We start from the raw sequence: 18,823 nt of genomic DNA, 5'->3' as shown, positions 1-18,823 counted from the left end.
AGTGCCTGGACGCGGAGTGGCATCCAACAAAAGCAGCCTTCGGGTCGCGCTGAGCCATTTCCTGCCTGCCCGGAAATTTTCTGAATAATTGTCCGGCAATTCATTCAACAAACCGGAAGAAACGCCGGCAGCGCCTATAATTTTTTGCGCTGCGGTAGACGTGAGACTTGCGGCACCGGGCCGAGCCCGATTCCCGGAGTGCAATGCCCCGGGGCGGGTCGATACGGTTGCAGGCGGTTTTTAGAGCGGGAGATCGGGTAAGTCACTTACCGCCCATATCTACCCAGTCCAAATAAGACGGATATTTCTCTTTTAATTGCCTCGTGGAAGTTTCATGGAAGAGCCATCGCGCATTAAGACCTTACTGCGTCATATAAAACATTGGCTGGTAGTCAAAACGGCGCCGCGTAAAAACCGCGTTTACACCCAATTCTACCGATTCCCCAACCAGTATCGGGCCCTGATTGAGCGGATTGTGCCGCGAATACGGGCGCAGCGTGATGGACCCCTGCAGATCCTGGTCTTCGGCTGTTGCAGTGGTGCCGAACCAATCTCCCTGGCCTCGGTACTGAAAAAACAGTTTCCGGATCTGGATTTTCACATTCGTGCCTACGATATCGTCCCGGAGGTGATTGAAAGGGCACAGAGTCCCCTCTACTCGGAAGAAGAGGTTTTCCAGGGGCCCTTTGTCACCGACGAATTTGTCGCCGAAACCTTCGAAACAACTGAGGAGGGTTATCGCGTCAGGCCTGATCTGATGTCGCATATCACTTTCTCTGTGGGCGACATGCTCGATCGGGTCTTTATCGAGGGTCTGGGCAAGGTCGACCTGGTCTTTGCCCAGAACGTTCTTTTCCATCTCCCTCCGGCCAGTGCCCGGCGCGCTTTCGCCAATTTGAATCTCACACTTCGCCCGGGTTCCGCACTATTCATCAATGGTATGGATGTGGATATGCGGGTGAAGCTCACCAAGAAGTTCTACCTCGATCCACTGGAATACCTGATCGAGGAGATTCACAACGATGCCCGGGTAGACCGCGGCAACAGCTGGGCGGCCGCCTATTGGGGAAGGAAGCCTTTCAATCGCCGCTCGAGGGAGTGGATCCGGGAACACTGCACGATTTATAACAAGGCACGAGTATGAATATCGTCGAGCAACTCTCTGCGAATTTTTCCCGTTTCACACTAGAGGAAACAGAGCAATCGATTGCAGAGCGCTTCGAAAAAATTGCCCTGCTGCATAGTGGGCGCCTGGCTATCACCGATGCCAATTCATCGATCACTTATGGTGCCCTGAACCAGCTCGCCAATCGAATGGCCAGGAATATCCTGGCGGTGACGCCGGCCAGGGACCCGGTGCGAATTGCGGTATTCATGGAGAAGGGTATCCAGAATATTGCGGCGATTCTTGCGGTACTGAAATGCGGTCACACCTACGTGCCGATCGATCCGGCATTTCCCGAAGAGAGGAATCGGCTCATCTATCGGGAATCCGGCGCTGCACTACTGATCACCAATAGCTTGAGTCGTACCGAAGCAGCCGGCATGGCGGGAGATGAGGCGCGGATTCTCGATCTGGATGCCATCCCTGAAAGCAGCAGCGGCGAGAACCTGGATCTCGACATATCACCGGACGCGCTCGCATACATTATCTATACCTCAGGCTCCACCGGTACACCCAAAGGTGTGGTGCAGAACCAGCGTAACGTCCTTCATGGCTGTATGCGACGCACCAACTTGCAGAAGGTGATTCCGCAGGATCGCATGACGCTGTTCTACTCGTGCAGCGTTATTGCTTCTGTTTACTGCATTTTTGGCGCCCTGCTGAACGGTGCCGCCCTGTTTCCCTATGATTTTCGCACCGATGGTGTGGAGAAGCTGGCCAACTGGTTGCGCTCACGCCGCATCACGATCTATCACTCGGTGGCATCGGTATTCCGGGAGTTTGCCCGCTCTTACCGTGGCCCGGAAGATGTCTTTGATATCCGACTGGTGATCTTTGGTGGCGAACGTGTGCTGACCAGTGATGTGGAGCTGGCGCGAAAAGTCTTCTCACGCAAGGTCGCCTTTTACACCGGGCTCGGTGCCACTGAAACCGGCACCATGCGCTATTACCCCATCGACGAGGCAACGGAGCTGGAGGAAGATGTCGTGCCCATCGGTTATCCGGTGGAGGGCATGGACGTCCTGTTGCTGGATGAAGAGGGCAACGAGGTGCCTACCGGTGACGTAGGTGAGATTGCCGTACGCAGCCGCTATATAGCCCTGGGTTACTGGAAAAACCCCGAGGCCACGGAGAAAGCCTTTTCTACGGATCCGGAAGATGCGGAAATTCGCATTTACCGCACCGGGGACCTGGGCCAGATGGAGGAGGACGGACTCCTTCGGCACCGCGGCCGCAAGGACTTCCAGGTGAAAATTCGAGGGTTCCGCGTTGAAGTCAGTGAGGTGGAGGCCCACCTGATTGATCATCCGGCAATTGCCGAGGCGGTGGTGGTGGCCCGGGATGTCGGCGGTGAGACACAGCTATTTGCCTATGTGGTACCCGATGGTGGTGAGCATATTACCGTGCAGGCACTCCGCAACTACCTTGCCGATCGACTCACCTATTACATGATTCCGACGGTCGTGGTGTGCCTGGATCAGCTGCCGAAGACACCGAACAACAAGGTAGATCGCAACGCACTGCCGGCAGCTGATGAGTCGAATATCCTGACGGAGGAGACCCGTGTGCCGCCGGAGGGCCCGACAGAGTCCGATCTGCTGGGATTCTGCCGCGAGCTACTGGACCGCGAAGATATCGGAACCAACCAGAATTTCTTCGACCTCGGGGGACACTCTCTGCGCGCGATGCAATTGTTGGCGCGAATCCGCGAACATTTTGCCGTGGACCTGTCGGTGCGGGCGATATTCGAGGCGCGGGACCTGAAAGCACTGGCAGAGGCAATCGATGCGGCGCCCCTGCTGGATAGTGATGACGCGGATCGGGGGCTGTGCCACGCCCCGGAAGCAGCGCGCTTGCCGTTGTCGTCGGCGCAGACGCGTATGTGGTTAGCGGATCAGCTGTATGGCGGCGGTGCGGCCTACAACATTTCCAACAGTGTCTATCTGGAAGGGGAGCTGGATCTGCCTGCCCTGGAGGGGGCTCTGGGCAAAATCATCGAGCGGCACGGCATTCTGCGCACCCGCTTCCCCAGTGATAGTGAGGGCCCTAGCCAGGAGGTGCTGCCGGCATCGCCATTCACCCTGAAAGTGATCGACCTGCGCGCAATGCCGAGGGCGGAGCGTGCCAAACGAGCCATGCAGATCTGTCGCAGCCTCCTCGAGGAGCGCCACGACCTGTCGACGGGTCCGTTATTCCGCAGCACCCTGATACGCGTGGGGGAGCGCGCTGCAGTACTGGCACTGGTGTTCAATCATATTATTTACGACAACATCTGGTCCTCGGCGATCTTCTTTCGGGAACTCTCCCGGGCCTATGATGCGCTCCGTAGCGGGCGGGTATGCACGTTGTCGCCACTCGAGTATCAGTTTACGGATTACGCTGACTGGGAGCGTCGTCACGCCGATGGCCCGGTCCACGCGCGGCAACTGGCATTCTGGCGCGATCAGCTCTCCGGTGCACCGGAAACACTGGACCTGCCAGCGGATCACCCGCCGGGAGACAGGCCGGATTTCTCTGGCGGTATCGTACGCTTCAAGTTACCAGTCGCTCTTTGGGCGGCGACCAAAAACCTGGCGCGTCAGGAATCTGTAACGAGCTTCATGGTGCTGCTGGCGACCTGGCAACTGCTATTGCACCGCTATTCCGGTCAGGACGATATTCTTGTGGGCACACCCACGGGACGGCGCCCGCTGACCCAGACCGAGGACATGATCGGTCTGTTCATCAACACCCTGGTGCTGCGCGCTGACTTTTCCAACGCACCCGGGTTCCGCGAGTTGCTGGCGCAGGTACGTGCCACCACCATCGATGCTTTTTCCAATGATCAGGTGCCCTTCGAGCGGGTGGTGGCGGACCTGAACCCGGATCGGAGTGGTGGCACGGCGCCGCTGTTCCAGCACCTGTTTATCCACCGTCGAATGGATGGCGATCAGTGGCAGATACCGGGACTCAAGGTCAAGCCACTGGATTTGCACAGCGGTGGATCGAAATTCGACCTGACGCTTTCAGTGCTGGAACAGACGGACGAAGTTTCCTGCACCATCGAGTACCGGCGGGCGCGATTTGAGCGCGACACCATCGAGCGGATGTCCCAGCATTTTACCCGCCTGCTGGAGGGCGCTGTCAGCACGCCGGAACGGCCCGTGGCTCAGCTGGATCTGATCGGGATCAGTGAGCGGGCCGGCATGCGTGAGCAGGTGCAGCGCACCAGCCGCACTCTGCCGCGCCAGGCGACCACCGCGCAGTTGTTTGAGCGTATGGCCGCCTTGGGGGCAGAGAAGATCGCCGTCTGCGCGGGCGCAGAGCAACTGACGTACGGCGAATTGAATCAGCAGGCGAATGCACTGGCTCGCGATCTCATTGACCGGGGGTTACAGCCCGGCGAGCTGGTGGCAGTGTGCATTGACCGCGAGGTTGCGATGGTCACCGCACTGCTGGCGGTGTGGAAAGCCGGCGGTGCCTTCGTGCCGCTGGATCCTCACTTTCCCGCGGAGCGCATCAATTACATGCTGGAGGATGCCAGTGCGGGCTTCCTGATCACCGTGGCTGACCTGAGAGACCGTTTCACGGAATTCCCCGGTGAGGTGCTTCTGCCACCGGCCACTGACGAGAGTCTTCCGCGCGATAGATGCCGAAACCTGCAGCCCCTGTCCGGTGGTGAAGACCTCGCCTACGTCATCTACACCTCAGGCTCCACCGGCCGCCCGAAAGGAGTGGAGATTAGCCACCGCAGCCTGGTCAATTTCCTCTGCGCCATGCAGCGGGAACCGGGTTTCTCTGCCGATGACCGACTTTTGGCAGTGACCACGCTGTGTTTCGATATCGCTATGCTGGAGCTGTTCCTGCCGCTGGTCACCGGTGGGGGCGTTGTCATCCAGGATCGTCGCGGCTGCCTGGATCCGAAGGAGATCTGCGCTGCGATCGAGCGGCACAAGGTCAGCGTAATGCAGGCGACTCCGGCAACCTGGCGCATGCTGCTGGACTTCGGCTGGCGAGGAGAGCCCGGGGTGCGGGTATTCTGTGGCGGCGAGGCCATGGGTGAGGACCTGGCTGCGCGGCTGCTGGAGAATGGCCTCGAGGTCTGGAATCTCTACGGCCCCACCGAGACCACAATCTGGTCGGCGGCGGGACGGATTCGGAATCCCGCCGATGCGCGCTTTGTGGGTGCCCCCATCGCCAACACACGTCTATATGTCACCAATGGGGCCGGTGCGCCCCAGCCTGCAGGCGTGCCCGGCGAGCTCTGCATCGGTGGTGCCGGGCTGGCACGGGGTTACCGCAACCGGGAGGCGCTGACGCAGGAGAAATTTTATCGCAGTGACCTGGATCCGGATCAGCGGCTCTATCGCACAGGTGATCTGGTGGTTCAACGAAACGATGGACGACTGGAGTTCCTGGGCCGGATCGATCACCAGGTGAAGATCCGTGGCTTCCGCGTTGAACTGGGCGAGATTGAGAAAGCCCTGGTCGGTGAGGAGATCAGCCGTGCCGTGGTGCTCGCCCACGACGATGATTTTGGCAGCCAGTACCTGGCCGCGTACCTGATTGCCAGCGACGACGCGGCAGTCGATGTCCCCGCATTGCGGGCGAGGCTGAGAAAGACGCTACCAGACTACATGGTGCCGGCACATTTCCTGGTACTGGAAAACTTCCCGATGACCGCCAACGGCAAGGTGGACCGCAAGGCATTTCCACCGCCAGTGGCAACCGAGGAACCGGCCAGTGAGCCTCCGCCCGAGTTTGAAACCGCTCCCGTTGCGCATATTGAACCCGAGCCGGTGAAGGCGGGTCCCGCTGAGGAAGAGCCCACTCTGCAGGATGGCGAGCCAGACAATCCCGTCTCTGGCGGTCACATCCCGGGGCAGGCCATTACGGATGAACGCGTCCCGGACGAACTCGTCCCGAACGAGCGCGTCCCGAACAATCTTCACGTTGAAGAGGACTCCGCGCAAGCGCCGGTTGTCCAGCCGGTGGATCCTGCGAAGAGTGACAGGACGGTGAGTCAGGAACCCGTGTCGGCCTCTCCTGAAATACATACCGGGCAGGAGCCTGCACGGCGTCGAGCTGTCGCCGATCCTATTTCCAGCAGGGACTCTGAACCGACATCTGAGTTGGCTGCTTCCCCCACAGCCCCGTCCAATAGTGCCGTCGAGGATGTGGTCCGCAAGGTATTCCAGGAGGTGCTGAAGTCCCCTGTGGACTCGGACGATGCCAGCTTCTTCGACCTGGGCGGCCACTCCCTGGCAGCAATCCACGCGATCGCCCGGCTGAACCAGCATTATGGTTTGAGCCTGCCACCGACACTGCTATTCGACTTCGCCAGTATTCGCCAGCTGAGCGGGGCCATTGTGGCCTTCCGTGAGGGCCGGTCGGAACAGGAGGTGATTGAGCAGGCCTCGCTGGATGAGAAAACCAGTAAGCAAGTAGATGCCATACTCGAAGCCGTGCGGGATAAGAAGGAAGCGCTGGATCTACCCGATTTCCCTCATGGCATGAAAATGCGTGAATCGGCCTTCGCGAAGAAATGGCTTGCACCGCTATTTGCCATTCGTCGGGGGCTCTTCAGGCAACTGTTGCAGCAGCTGATTCTGAAACTGGAAGGGGGCTCCACATTCAGTGTCACCATGCGCGAGCTCTACCGCAAATACTACGATATCGATGTTGCAGACTTCTCCAGTCTTCCATTCGATCCGGTCCGACTGAAGAGCGGCACCAAAATCGGCAAGTACTGCACCATCTATCGGACGGTGCGGTTCCAGAACGCGGATCACCCTCGCAATACGCTCTCGACCCATGGCCTCTTTTATTTCAAGGGGCTCGGTTTCAGTACCGGTTATGAACTGGACCGGGTCAATATCGAGGTGGGCAATGATGTCTGGATTGGTGATGGGGCAAAAATACTGTACCCAACACGCAAAATCGGTAACGGTGCAGTGATTGCCGCCGGTGCTGTCGTGGTGGAGGATGTTCCGCCATATGCAATCGTTGCCGGCTACCCGGCACAGGTGGTCCGTTACCGGTTCTCGCGGGAGACCATTGCCAAGCTGGAATCACTAAAGTGGTGGGAGATGTCTGACCGCAACCTCTTCCATGCACGGGGCGAGTTCACTCGGCCACTGGAAGGCGAACGGGTTCATTGAGCACACGACCCCGGCGCCACTCTGCAGGAGTTGGCGCTTGGGGGACTCAACTCTTGCCCTGATGCTTGCTGATGGGAAAGCGGAACAGCTTTCTCGCCACCGCTGCCCTGGTGGGACAGGCGTTGGGCTTATCAGATTGACCAGATAGAAAAATGCGGCAGCTACCAGCCCGGCCGCGCCCGGCCGCTATGTAACCGGACACGGGGACCGTGGTTTTTGCCTGAAAAAGGTTATGCGGAGTGTCGGGAAGTCTCATCCCGCAGCCAGTGGGCGCGGCCCTGCTTCCTGATCAAGCGGTGCGCATTCAACAATGCCAGCAGATTGATACCACCGTAAACCAGTCGCTCCGTGATGGTTGGCCGTTGCAGGAAACGCTGTTTGAACTGTGGACCGTTACCGATCTTGTTCTCGCTATCCCGGATCTCCAGGCTGCCCAGCTTGCTGCGTGTCTTGATACGAATCAGGCCGGCCAGATCCCGCGGTGACTTGACCAGGCTCTTGGCTGACTCCACAACGCGGATATTGTCGTAATTCAGTATCTGGCGCACGAAGCCATCGTCGGAGATCAGGTTGGGGAAGCGCTCAAATTTTTCACGGGCAGCGCGGTTCAGGGCATAGACCCCGGACCCAAAGCCATGCAGCCGGAAGAAAACGGTTTTTTGCCAGGCCTGGTAATACGTCCGCACTATCCATTCACAACCCTCGTTTTTGGGCACTGCCCGTGGCGCTACTACCGTAGGATTACTGGAATTCTGGCAAGCATCTATCAGCGCCTCCACTGCACTGCTGCTGATAACCACATCGGCATCAATATAGATCCTGGGGAAGCCGAGCTCGGCATTTTCTGCCGCGTTGAGTGCGGCAACTTTGGAAGCCTGCTCCAGCTCAATGCAGCACACCTGGGGAAAGTGGTATCGCACGATCTCGGCTGTGCGGTCAGAGCAGCCGTTACAGGCCACAGTGATGGTGTAACGCTGTTTATGAACCCCCGGCATCAGGGCGCGCAGCAGTGTTGCGATGGATAACTCCTCGTTGTGGGCCGGGATGATCACCGCGGGCAGGGTTTCCGACATATCAGAATTTCCAGCTGAGCTGTTGCTTGAAGAAGTTCCACCAGGCTTTGCGCCGGTGATTGAAGTCGCGCCGCAGCGGCGCCAGCAATGAAAGGGCAGACAAGCGTAGCAGGGTGCCCGCATTCAGCAATATCCGCGCGATGCGGAACGGCAGTGGCGACCAGTGCTTGCGAAAGTAAAGCAACTTTGAGTAGTAAAGATGTCGCAACTTGGCTTCGCTAGTGAGGGTCACACTGCCTGAATGTATTACGCGCGCTGCGGGTATGATTCTGGGTTGTGCGCCCAGCAACCTCGCCCGGCGGCACAGGTCGATTTCCTCTGAATAAAGGAAAAAGCGCTCATCGAAGCCTCCCAGGCGATGAAACAGATCACTGTCGATCAGGAAAAAACAGCCGGATACAGCGTCAACCCGGGGCCCCTGCAGCAGCGCGCGGCGGGAATAAGCCTCGACCCCGGTAAAGCCGAAGGGACGCAGCGCGGCATCAAAGAAAAAACTCCAGGCCGCGAGACCTGACAGGGAAGGCTCTCGCCATGCACTTTTGCCGTCGGGTCTGTTGTCTTCGTCCAGGGTAAGGCCACCCCAGATCCCGCTCAGGGGGTGCTCGTGGTATCCGCGAATCAGTTCAGTGAGGCTGTCGCGGCGCAGGCGCACATCCGGGTTGAGGAACAGGATGGGCCCGTCGCCGGCGATATGTCGCACTGCCAGGTTGCAGCCTGCACCAAACCCCAGGTTGCGTCCCGATTCGATCAGTATCCGCTCGATGCCATCAATTCCACGCAGTAATTCTACAGAATCGTCGGCAGAGGCATTGTCGACGATCGTCAGTGACAATTTTTCCAGCGGGTAGTCGCCGTGGCGAAGATCACTTACCAGATCCAGGATGTCGCGTCCGCAGTTGAAGCAGACGATGACGATGTTGATGGCGGGCCGTGCTTCACCCTCAGCCGTTGACATCAACCCGGGCTCCCCAATGGTGAGGGTTGGTGAAGCATGGCCGGGGCCTGTCGTTGCGCTGGCCGACGGGAACGCTCGGAGACTGCCACAGTGCTACCCAGGAACACGTAGAACAGGCAGACCAGCTGGCCAAAGTAAGAAACCGCAATGAAACTCATGCAATGCACGAATAGGCTGACGCCTACACCCCACAGCAACCAGTAAGCTGCCCGGTTGCGGGTCACCCGCAGCTTGCGGCCCAGGCGCAGGAAGACAGACGTCAACAGTGCCACGAACAGCACCAGCTGCAGCAGGCCGCCGGCAACTCCCTGCAGTACATACTGATTGGTGATGTCCTGCAGGCCCCAGCCCCAGTGGCCGGTGAACTCCGTTCCGACAGCCCACCACTCGTCAAAGTGATTGATGAATTGCTGGATCAGGTTGTAGCGATGCCAGCCAGTGGATCCATTGGAGAGGTCGATTCTGGCGATCAGGTGCCAGATAGGCATCTCCATCACCATGTGCAGGCCCACCATTGCGAGAAATACACCGGTCACCAGGATTCGCAGATACCGGCGAAACAGAAACAGCCCCATACCGAAAATTCCAAACAGCACCGCCATGATGGGTGTGCTGGAAGCCGTGTTGGCAACAATCAGACCCATACACACCATGGACAGGGCCAGGGCCGGTCGGCTGCCTGCACGTGCCATCCAGAGCGCGCCAAGACAGGGCAGCAGGCTCGCCCAGAAGACACCGGCCATCAGTGGATGGGAGAAGGGACCCTGAGCGCGCATTCGACCATTGCGGACCATGGTCTCCTCGGGAACGCCTCCGAAAAGGCCAAACAGGTTGCGCCCGGTAAACTGCTCCACCAGGAAGAAAGCGAGCATCGGGATGGCAATGATCGCGAGCCAGACCAGCAGGCGCCGCAGGTCGGGCAGCGACCGGATATAGATGCGCCCGATCAAATAGGCCCCGAGAGTGTCAATGGCACCGCCGATGCCGCTGAGCACACCGCTGAAACTGCCGCTGAGAATGCCCCCGGCTGTCACACCCCAAAATACCCAGAGTCCGATCAGCAGGTCCGGCATACCCAGTTGCAGCCCGCGCGCGTGTCCGCGGAAGGCTGCCAGCGCCAGGGTGGCCAGGATGACGATACGAATGAAGGTAAAATCCATGGTCAACACAGCGATGCGCTGTGCTCCGGGAAGAGCCACGGCAATCAATATCAGCGGAAGCATGGCATAGCGGCGCGGCAGGAAAAACAGCGCTACAAGGGCAGCAACGAGCGCGGCAATACCGAGCGGGTGGGCCAGTGTCTGGTCGGCCCAGAGAGCGCCGCCAAAGTGATCCGGCATCTGGCGTTCAAACATGAATATCAACCTCTTCTCTCGCTGCCTTGGCAGCGCGCGAATGAAACGGTCTGGGAATTTCCTGTTGTGCGGGTTGTGGATGCTGAGCTACCGCAACCGGGCGCAACAATCGCTTGCGAAAGATTCGCCGGACAGTGCTGAGCAGGGAATGCATTTTGTCGACAAGGCTCAGCTCCCGGAGCCAGAATGGCAGCAAGGCAAACCCTGAATAATGGGGTGTACAGGCCCCGAATAGCCGCATCACACTCAAGCGGGCCCACAGGTTGCCCCGGGCAGCGATCAGATTTGGCTGGGAGCGGGGAAGCAGGCTCGGGTCGTCACTGACCATTTCCAGGTAACCGGCATCGAGCGCCGCCTGAAGCAGCTCGAGTCCGCGCCGGGTCCGTGCCACGATCAGGGAACTGCCCATTTCCCCTGGCCCAATTGTGCGATGCCAGGGGTCCCCTACAGCGATATCGGCAAATTCACCGGTATGGTCTGCACATACGTAGCAGCGCCACTGACGGTGTTTCTGCAGGAAATCCCAGGATTCGGCGTAGCTCATCCGGCTTGATTGAGCCTTGTCTTCCTCATCGCGGTAGTCGAGAGTCCAGTTCCCCGGCCATCCGTTACCGCGATAACGAAGCGACTTGATATGGTCAGGGCTCTTTGCACCTTGGTGTTTCGCCAGTTCCAGTGTGGCAGATGTGTTTGGAACTCCGGCGCAGAAGAAGGCAATGGCCAGGCCTGTGTTCTCTCGCAGCGCTGATGATTGTTGCTGTGCCCGCTGCAGTGCCGCCGCATCGCAGGGCTTGCCGATAAAGACACAGGGACCATCGGCTGCGGCCACCTGGTCCAATCCCTCACAGGGGCTTGATGGGGCATAGCGGGAGCCGGTGGCCCCTAGCAGACCGGAACGGTCACGACTGAAAACGGTGCGATTGAGATAGGGTTGCTCGGGATCTGCAGCTGTGTGGAGTACACCGCGCATGCCCCGCTGCTCGAGGCAAAAGAGCGCGAGCGCGGTCGCCGCGCCACCACTGGAGCCGGCGAAGCGAATGGCAGGGTCGCCGGCGTGCCCCTCGATTACCCGGTACACTGGTCCCCAGGCCGGTCCCAGTTCCGACAGCAGTTCTGTGTCGGATACATCGTAGTCATGCTGCAGGCCGATTCCCGGGCAGGCTGCCATGCCGAGGCCGGTCTCAGGCGCCGCATCTTTCTTTAACGCAGGACGCCGGCCTTCGTCGGCCACGTCCACCATCGTAAAGCGTTGGGGCTCAAGTGAGGCGCAGGCGCCACAGCCAGTGCAGAGATGACTGCGCCGCACATCTTCAATGGTCTTTATTTTTTGCATCGACCGCGATCAACTCCGGCTGAGACCCACTGGATAGTGCATAAAAAAAGGTGCAAAAAATTTTAGCGGGCCTGAAAAATAAAATGAGTCAAAACATGAAAGGTGCAGGAGATCAGGCGCCAAAATTTTTATAGATCGCTAGCCCTGATATGGTTTGAACTAGTCCGACACACAACACTCTGCAATTTCATCCATCTGCTTCAGTGCCTGCTTGAGTACGACCGGCAGTTTTTTCTTCAGTGACTGGCGCACATTGTCGCGACGTCGAAAAGCATCGAATACCTGCTCGCTCAGCTCGTTAGTATCGAGGCGCCTCGGGTCGAAAACCTCACCGCGCTGGTCACAGCTGTCGAATACCCCGACGGCCTTGTCGCTGTAGGAAATCGTCGTGGTGGGAATACCACTGGAAAGTGCGGCGATTGTGGCGTGCATACGGGTGCCGCAGAACCAGTCCATCTGCGAAATGACCCACTTGATACCGGATTCATCGAGCCGATCCTCCAGCAGGTAAACCCGCTCACGGTCAGCCGGCGCCAATGTCTTCACCAGGGCCCGACAGGCGTCCAGGTCTGACTCCGGGTGCCCGATTGGGGCGTGCACATGCGGCACTAGCAGAATTCCCGCATCGGTCTCATGCAAAAAGCGCGTTAACAAAGTCTGCACTACCGTCCGATAATCTGCTTTCAAACCATAGCGCGCGATGGCCTCGCGGGGGCTGTTATAAATCAAACCACTGATATTGAGACCAACGAGATCAACCGGCGAGTCGGACATCCAGTTCAACAGTCGGGAATCCAGTCCTGCTGGTCTTGTAGTGGGTAACAGAAAGGCCACATCGACACCGCACTTGTGCCGCGCAGGGTCAAGGTCATTGCCAAGTAACTCTGCCATCCGTTCGAAACTGTCCTGGTCCCGTGCCCAGGCGCAGTGGCTACGAAGCAGAATATCCTCGGCGATTTTACGGCGTACCGGGGACTGAAATGGTCCATAAGTTTGCGGTAGCAGAATCAGCCGCCGTTTCTTTTCCAGGACCAGCTGTTTCGGGCGGGTAATCAGGGAAAAGCGTCTGGGACCGTAAAGATCAGTAAAACTGTCCCCGCCGCTGATATCCAGCACGGCTTTCGAGGAGCTCAACAGCTCCATGCCGGGGTTGGAAAGCCCCGGCAACAGGGTAGAGAGTCGCATATGCGCCAGGCTCTCCGGCCGATAGAACCGGCGGCTGTTACTCATCCCGCATAGCCGGTAAGCCACCGTGTCCCGGCCCGACTGATAGGCTGCTTGCCGCAAGCCACGGCCGTTGTCAAAAACGCAGATTTCCGCCCCGGGAATGCGCTTGGCAATGCCCAGCATCGTGGAGCGCGACAGTGCATTGACGCCCAGGTTGCCGGTATCGGGAGCGGCCCCGAGTAGAGAAATTCTGGTCATGTGATGAAAACTCGTTTGAAGGGATTTGCAGGAAACTGTTTTCGCAAGCCGCGCCAATCGCTACACACTAGTTTTCGAGCGATTCGTACTGTGGGAGCTGCTTGATAAAGCCCATGATGAATTGCGCCAATTCCAGCTGGCGCGGGCTTGCTTGCATCTGGTCCGGTGCCCGGAGCTCATGGTGGTTGTCCAGCCGCTGGATAAGCTGTGCGGCGTTATGAACGGTATAAACACCGGGTAAGCCCGAAATGCGCCGGGCGGTACCAAACTGGTGGTCGTTGGTGCACTCCCCGTGCAGATCATTACGGGGCATCATTACCAGGGGCTTTCCATGTTCCAGTGCGGAGAGGACGCTGCCCATCCCCGCATGGGCGATCATTAACCTGCAGTCCCGGGCCAGGACCTGATAGTCGCCACGGCAAAGGAACCGGGTTGCCTCGATATGTCGGGGCCGGTAGCGCCCTGTGCCGATCTGGGCGACGATTTGCACCCCGGGATTTTTCTCCGCCCAGTGATCTACGATCCTGACCAGGCGATCAAAGGGTGCCCGTGTACCGGTGGTAAGGAAAATCAAGCTCATAGCACAGCGCCCCGGTATTCCACTCCGGTCATACGACCAAGATCGGGCCACTGTGACAGTGTGGCCGACGCGAGATACCTCGCGATTCGCCCGCTCAGGGACAGCCTGTCGGCATTGGCAATACTGTCGATCCACAGTGTCCGCGCACCGAAAAACCGTCCCCAGAAAATACAGGCCAGTCCGGGCAGTGCTCCTGTGGATATGATCACGTCTGGGCGCAGGCGGATAATCAAACAGGCTGAGGTGAATAAAAGCCAGATGGCCTGCAGAGGCGTACGCCGGTTTGCATTCGGCAAGGGGTAGTAGCGGCAGGTTGGGCTCAGGTCAGGCCTGTCCCGAGTCGTGGACGCAAAAGACGGTTGACAGGCCTTAAAGGCCGGTATCAGCGCCTCAAGCTGTTGCCAGTGTCCTCCCTGAGATGCCACTGCCAAGACTTTTTTATCCATATCGATCCCACCCCGAGAGTAATACGCAGTTTCACATTCTCTCTTGCGCCAGCTAGCCAATCAGGCCGCAGGGCCACGAAACTATAGCTAAACTCTCTGTGCCGGGCGGAAACTCTGTCAGGCAAATCGTCGTTGTTCTTCTTCCTACACTCGATGGCACTGAGCCATCCGATCAGCATAAAAATTGCGTGGAAATATTCGCCGTTACTACACACATCGACGGCGTTTCCTACCGTGTGAATCATGGAGTAACCGTTGTCTTTGCGGATCAATTTGTTGAAGGGTGCATCCGTGCTGACGCTGAGTCAGGCACTGGTAGCGGCATGCACATTTTTGCGCAATATCATTATTGCCAGGCATATCGATGCCGAGAATTTTGGGGTTGCCACCACCTTTGCGCTGACTATTTCACTGGTGGAGATGACCAGCAACCTGGCCCTGGATCGGGTATTGGTCCAGGACAGGGATGGCGACAGTGATGACATGCTCGGGTCAGCACACTTTCTCCAATTCATAAAGGGGTTGTTGATTGCACTGGTGTTGTTTGCCATCGCCTATCCCGTCGCACTGCTGTTCGGGCTGGGTGACAAAGTCTGGGCATTTCAGCTATTGGCCGTAGTGCCGGTGCTGCATGGATTAATGAACTTCGATTTTGTAGTGCGTCAGCGCAATCTGGATTTTATTCCTACAGCGGTTTACGACGCTGTGCCCCAAATAATGATTTTGTTTGTCGCGTTTGCCGCTTCATTATTGCTTGAAGATTACCGCGTCATGCTTGCCGTGATTTTGCTGCAGGCAACGATGCAGGTGTTGCTGTCACATATTCTCGCACGTCGACCATATCGCTGGGCCCTGCGCTGGTCACTGGCGAAGCGAAAGCTGGAGTTTGGTTGGCCGCTGCTAGTCAACGGTTTTCTGTTGTTTGGTATTTTTCAGGGCGATAGGGTCATCATCGGTAGTCTGTACAGCATGGAAACGCTGGGCTGGTACAGCGTGGCTTTCTCCCTGTGCATGCTGCCTACCCTTATTTTTGCCAAATTGAGTGCCTCTCTCCTGATGCCGATACTCTCGAGAAGCTGCGATGATGCAGCGCTTTTCTATCGATGCGGGGAGTTTGCCCTGATCAGCTGTGTCAGCTTTGCAGTGTTGACGGTGGTCTTCTTCGGGATTGGCGGCCACGGTCTGGTTCTGCTCAGCTTTGGTGAGCAATACCTGCAGGCTGCCACTGTCATTACCTGGTTGGCAGTCATGCAGGCACTGCGTGTCGTGCGTATTGCCCCATCCATCATCGCCAACAGTCAGGCACATACCAAGAACGCCATGATTGCGAATATCTTTCGCTGCGTCAGTCTCGGATTTGCCGTAAAACTTGGACTGGATGGTGCTCCGGTGGCCTGGGTTGCGGCAACCGGGATTGGCGGAGAATTGATTGCGCTCTCGGTGTCGGTATCTCTGGTGCAGATAGGGCCCGGGAAAGCGGTGTTTGTGCGGAGTCTTTTCCAGTTGATGCTGCTGGGCGGTGTGCTCTGCTATGTTGCTGTCGCACTGTTGTCGGAGCTACTGCCCAAACCAGACGGCTCCCTCACACTCGCTCTATTGCAGGTTGTGGTAGCGGGAATTACGGCATTGTTGGCCGCCTTGCTGTTGGCAATTACCCAGAGATCGGTGCGCTGGGAGTTGACTAAAGTGATGCAGAACCGCAGGTCTGCGGGCCGCTTTCAGGGTGATCTTGGCAGTAAACAGGGAACCTAGTTGAAATAAGGTGAATCTACCGGATAGAGGTGACAACCATGGACTATCCAAAACAATTCTCGCTGGGATCACGGCCGCTGAATCAGCTGTCGGGATGGAAGCATTGCCAGCTAAGGGACTGGTGGCTCTCCGTTGCGCGCGATGTTTCTGTACTGAATGTGTTTGATGAACGCGGTGAATTGCTCAGTCTGATTATTGGCTGGGTAATCTTTCGCGGACGCTTGTTGCACGACGGGGATTCCATCACCGCAGGCATGATCGAGCATGGTGCCCCGGACATCTTTGATGAGCTGTGCGGGCGCTTTGTCTGTTTCAGCCTCCGGGGAGAAGAGGTGCTGGTCCGCACCGATCCCGCTGCCATGATGGGTGTGGTTTACAACGCCGGCCAGCAGATACTCGCCTCATCCCCCACAATTCTGTCACTGTTCGAGGAACAACAGCCCGACCCGGAAGTCCGTCAGGCTCTGGCCGGCGGCAAGGGTGAGGTCTGGTTTCCGCTGTGCCTGACCCCTTATCTGGGGGTCAGGCGTTTATTGCCAAACCACGCGCTTGCCCTGAATAGCTGGACAGCGAAGCGAGTATTTCCATTGCCCGGCGGCACTGGCCGTCACGGGGACCCGTGCATTGAGCCAGAGAAAGCGATCGCACGCCTGGGGGACATCCTTCGCAGCAATATCAAGGCATTACTGGATGATGGCCATCGGGTCGCCCAGCTTACCGGAGGACGCGATTCCAGGATCGTTCTGGCAGCGAGTCGGGAGTGGCACCAGCAGATGCAATTTCAGACGGTGGTGCTGGATCAATACTCGTGTCGCCTCGATTGCCACATCGCAGCGGATATTGCCGAACGTTTTGATCTTAATTATCGCCAGATACCATTCATCCAGCCGTCGAGAGAGGAGCTGGGGGGATGGCTGCATCGAGTAGGCCATTGTGTTGAAGACACTGTGGCTTCAATGTGCACAACTGCTCGGGTGCATGACAGCCAGAGCCATGAGCTCACCGGTACTTGCGGAGAAGCGCTGCGCGCACCCTATTGGTACTCAAGTGACGCCAATCTGGGCTCATTGTCGGCCGAGGGTCTGCTGAATCGGATGGGCATCGTCACCAACCCTTACACGGTTTCACTGGCCCAGAAATGGCTGGCGGGCCTGCCCGAGGGAATGAGTGTCGGTAACGTGCTTCAGTTCGCCTACGCAGAGATACGTGCTGCTTGCTGGGCAGGACCGACACTCTACGGCCATAAACTCTCCCTGCCATCGATCAGCCCCTTCAACTGTGGACAGTATTACCGCGAAATCCTGGCCATCCCGGAGAGTTATCGCGGTGACAAAAAAGTGATTCCTGCGCTACTAGACTACCTGTGGCCCGAGCTCGGGGAGATTCCCTTTAATCGCGCCCGAGGCATCGACAAGCTGCGCTTCTTGCGTCAGGAACTACGGCTCTCCATGCCCATACCCATGCGCGATAAAATCAAGCGTCTGATACAGCCTTTGCGTCTGTACAGAAATCCCCTGCGTCGATACCTCACCTGAGCCGTCAGATCACAGGGCAGATGGCAGCGGGTATTTCGTCGAGGCTGAAGCTTCTGTGAAGCGACCGGGTCCAGAAGGTGCTATCCGCTTGCCCATGCGCCGCCGGGGGGATTCACTTTAGTGACGCTGAAGAGATCACCACCACGCTCAGGATCTACCCGAAACAACCGAGTCCGGCCGGCCCGATGGGAGGCCTCTGGGGAAAGTTGCTTGTCGGTGGAAAAGCTATTTCTGCTCAGTGCATTCCGCAGCCATATATTTTTTCATGTACTGTTTCACGCTGTGATTTCTGACCTGTCCCCGCGGAGGCGCGGTGCGGAAACCAGGTGGCAGCTCAGGGGAGTGTGCCCGAAGGGGGCACAGTCAATATGCTGCAACGTGATATTTTCGATCACCGGCTGCACAAATCCGCAGGGGTGGTCACCGGCCAGTAACAATTCGATATTGGCGGGAGCGAGTGACAGGCCCAGGCCGGTCAGTTTCATCAGGGCTTCCTTGGCGGTCCAGAAGTCGAAGAACATACGCTGCCGCTCGACGCCGCTCTTTTCCTTCAGTCGGGCCCGCTCTGTTTCGGTGAAAACCAGCGACAGCAGTGGGCCGAAGCACAGTGCTTTCTGGTGTACCTCGAGGTCGATGCCAACGGAGTGGGTTCGGGAGAGGGCGCAGATCGCCAGTCCCCCGGAGTGAGAAACATTGAACGAGAGTCCACTGCCGGCCAGGTAGGGGCGACCATGCTCACCGACAGAGAGTTGGAGATCATTGGGTTCCCGATTCAGCTGCAGTGCCAGAATGCGACGCAGGCAACCGCGACCACGTATGTAGCGCTCCCGGTCCCGTTCGGAGATAAAGGCCCGGCCCCGCTGACGCTCCTCGACACTCAGGTAGCGTTTCGCCTCATGGAGGCAGATATCAGAGTCGTCATCGAGGTGGTAACAGAACAGTTTGACCGGACGATTTTCGACACCATCGACGATGGCGGATTGCTGCTCTGCCAGCTTTTCAACGACGCGCGGACGCAGCAGAGTGGGACTGTCCATGGGAACCTCCGCAGGCTGATGCCAGGA

12 protein-coding genes are annotated in these 18,823 nt (G+C 58.0%); 4 read left to right on the top strand and 8 right to left on the bottom strand.

Annotation, left to right across the window (positions count from 1 at the left end):
- Positions 1 to 334: 334 nt before the first annotated feature.
- Both AWR36_RS10725 and AWR36_RS10720 read left to right on the top strand, forming a co-directional pair.
- Complete coding sequence (locus AWR36_RS10725) at positions 335 to 1,144, top strand: CheR family methyltransferase (RefSeq protein ID WP_067084622.1); 810 nt, start codon at positions 335 to 337, stop codon at positions 1,142 to 1,144.
- On the top strand, positions 1,141 to 7,305 hold the full coding sequence (locus tag AWR36_RS10720; protein WP_067084620.1) for a non-ribosomal peptide synthetase: 6,165 nt from the start codon (positions 1,141 to 1,143) through the stop codon (positions 7,303 to 7,305). Before AWR36_RS10725 ends, AWR36_RS10720 begins: the two co-directional genes overlap by 4 nt.
- A 230-nt stretch (positions 7,306 to 7,535) precedes the next feature.
- Here the strand turns inward: AWR36_RS10720 and AWR36_RS10715 are convergent, their stop codons facing one another.
- From AWR36_RS10715 to AWR36_RS16500, 7 genes are all read right to left on the bottom strand, one after another.
- A complete protein-coding gene (locus AWR36_RS10715) occupies positions 7,536 to 8,378 on the bottom strand; it encodes a glycosyltransferase (RefSeq protein ID WP_067084615.1) in 843 nt (280 codons plus the stop codon).
- 1 nt (position 8,379) lies between these two features.
- Positions 8,380 to 9,333: a glycosyltransferase family 2 protein gene (locus tag AWR36_RS10710; RefSeq protein ID WP_067084613.1), complete on the bottom strand. Its 954-nt coding sequence runs from the start codon at positions 9,331 to 9,333 to the stop codon at positions 8,380 to 8,382.
- Complete coding sequence (locus tag AWR36_RS10705) at positions 9,333 to 10,688, bottom strand: hypothetical protein (RefSeq protein WP_067084610.1); 1,356 nt, start codon at positions 10,686 to 10,688, stop codon at positions 9,333 to 9,335. The genes AWR36_RS10710 and AWR36_RS10705 overlap by 1 nt, the downstream gene beginning before the upstream one ends.
- Positions 10,681 to 12,021 (bottom strand): Coenzyme F420 hydrogenase/dehydrogenase, beta subunit C-terminal domain, encoded by a 1,341-nt coding sequence (locus AWR36_RS10700; protein ID WP_082679546.1) that lies wholly within the window; start codon positions 12,019 to 12,021, stop codon positions 10,681 to 10,683. Before AWR36_RS10700 ends, AWR36_RS10705 begins: the two co-directional genes overlap by 8 nt.
- 159 nt (positions 12,022 to 12,180) lie before the next feature.
- Entirely contained in the window at positions 12,181 to 13,446 is a 1,266-nt protein-coding gene (locus tag AWR36_RS10695; protein WP_067084608.1) for a polysaccharide pyruvyl transferase family protein, read from the bottom strand.
- Positions 13,447 to 13,513: 67 nt separating this feature from the next.
- A complete protein-coding gene (locus tag AWR36_RS10690; protein ID WP_067084606.1) occupies positions 13,514 to 14,026 on the bottom strand; it encodes a glycosyltransferase in 513 nt (170 codons plus the stop codon).
- The gene (locus AWR36_RS16500) at positions 14,023 to 14,472 is read right to left on the bottom strand and encodes a glycosyltransferase family protein (RefSeq protein ID WP_082679545.1); all 450 of its coding nucleotides are present in this window, start codon (positions 14,470 to 14,472) and stop codon (positions 14,023 to 14,025) included. Before AWR36_RS16500 ends, AWR36_RS10690 begins: the two co-directional genes overlap by 4 nt.
- Before the next feature lie 255 nt (positions 14,473 to 14,727).
- Here AWR36_RS16500 and AWR36_RS10680 point away from each other — a divergent pair, with 255 nt between their 5' ends.
- Positions 14,728 to 16,224 (top strand): oligosaccharide flippase family protein, encoded by a 1,497-nt coding sequence (locus tag AWR36_RS10680; RefSeq protein WP_082679544.1) that lies wholly within the window; start codon positions 14,728 to 14,730, stop codon positions 16,222 to 16,224.
- 38 nt (positions 16,225 to 16,262) lie between these two features.
- Positions 16,263 to 17,759 (top strand): hypothetical protein, encoded by a 1,497-nt coding sequence (locus AWR36_RS10675; RefSeq protein ID WP_141398521.1) that lies wholly within the window; start codon positions 16,263 to 16,265, stop codon positions 17,757 to 17,759.
- 275 nt (positions 17,760 to 18,034) lie between these two features.
- Here AWR36_RS10675 and AWR36_RS10670 read toward each other — a convergent pair whose 3' ends face one another.
- Positions 18,035 to 18,796, bottom strand: coding sequence for a 4'-phosphopantetheinyl transferase family protein (locus tag AWR36_RS10670; RefSeq protein WP_067084595.1), 762 nt, complete (start codon positions 18,794 to 18,796; stop codon positions 18,035 to 18,037).
- Positions 18,797 to 18,823 lie beyond the last annotated feature (27 nt).

The sequence above is a fragment of the Microbulbifer flavimaris genome (assembly GCF_001641755.2).
GTDB lineage: Bacteria > Pseudomonadota > Gammaproteobacteria > Pseudomonadales > Cellvibrionaceae > Microbulbifer > Microbulbifer flavimaris.
The sequence above is the reverse complement of the archived record's forward strand: the minus strand, read 5'-3'. Positions and strand labels throughout refer to the sequence as shown.

What these genes read in the sequence shown, in the direction of transcription:
- AWR36_RS10705 (WP_067084610.1), bottom strand. Translation starts at nt 10,688, where the DNA reads ATGTTTGAACGCCAGATGCCGGATCACTTTGGCGGCGCTCTCTGGGCC.
- AWR36_RS10725 (WP_067084622.1), top strand. Translation starts at nt 335, where the DNA reads ATGGAAGAGCCATCGCGCATTAAGACCTTACTGCGTCATATAAAACAT.
- AWR36_RS10675 (WP_141398521.1), top strand. Translation starts at nt 16,263, where the DNA reads ATGGACTATCCAAAACAATTCTCGCTGGGATCACGGCCGCTGAATCAG.
- AWR36_RS10715 (WP_067084615.1), bottom strand. Translation starts at nt 8,378, where the DNA reads ATGTCGGAAACCCTGCCCGCGGTGATCATCCCGGCCCACAACGAGGAG.
- AWR36_RS10710 (WP_067084613.1), bottom strand. Translation starts at nt 9,333, where the DNA reads ATGTCAACGGCTGAGGGTGAAGCACGGCCCGCCATCAACATCGTCATC.
- AWR36_RS10690 (WP_067084606.1), bottom strand. Translation starts at nt 14,026, where the DNA reads ATGAGCTTGATTTTCCTTACCACCGGTACACGGGCACCCTTTGATCGC.
- AWR36_RS16500 (WP_082679545.1), bottom strand. Translation starts at nt 14,472, where the DNA reads ATGGATAAAAAAGTCTTGGCAGTGGCATCTCAGGGAGGACACTGGCAA.
- AWR36_RS10670 (WP_067084595.1), bottom strand. Translation starts at nt 18,796, where the DNA reads ATGGACAGTCCCACTCTGCTGCGTCCGCGCGTCGTTGAAAAGCTGGCA.
- AWR36_RS10720 (WP_067084620.1), top strand. Translation starts at nt 1,141, where the DNA reads ATGAATATCGTCGAGCAACTCTCTGCGAATTTTTCCCGTTTCACACTA.
- AWR36_RS10695 (WP_067084608.1), bottom strand. Translation starts at nt 13,446, where the DNA reads ATGACCAGAATTTCTCTACTCGGGGCCGCTCCCGATACCGGCAACCTG.
- AWR36_RS10700 (WP_082679546.1), bottom strand. Translation starts at nt 12,021, where the DNA reads ATGCAAAAAATAAAGACCATTGAAGATGTGCGGCGCAGTCATCTCTGC.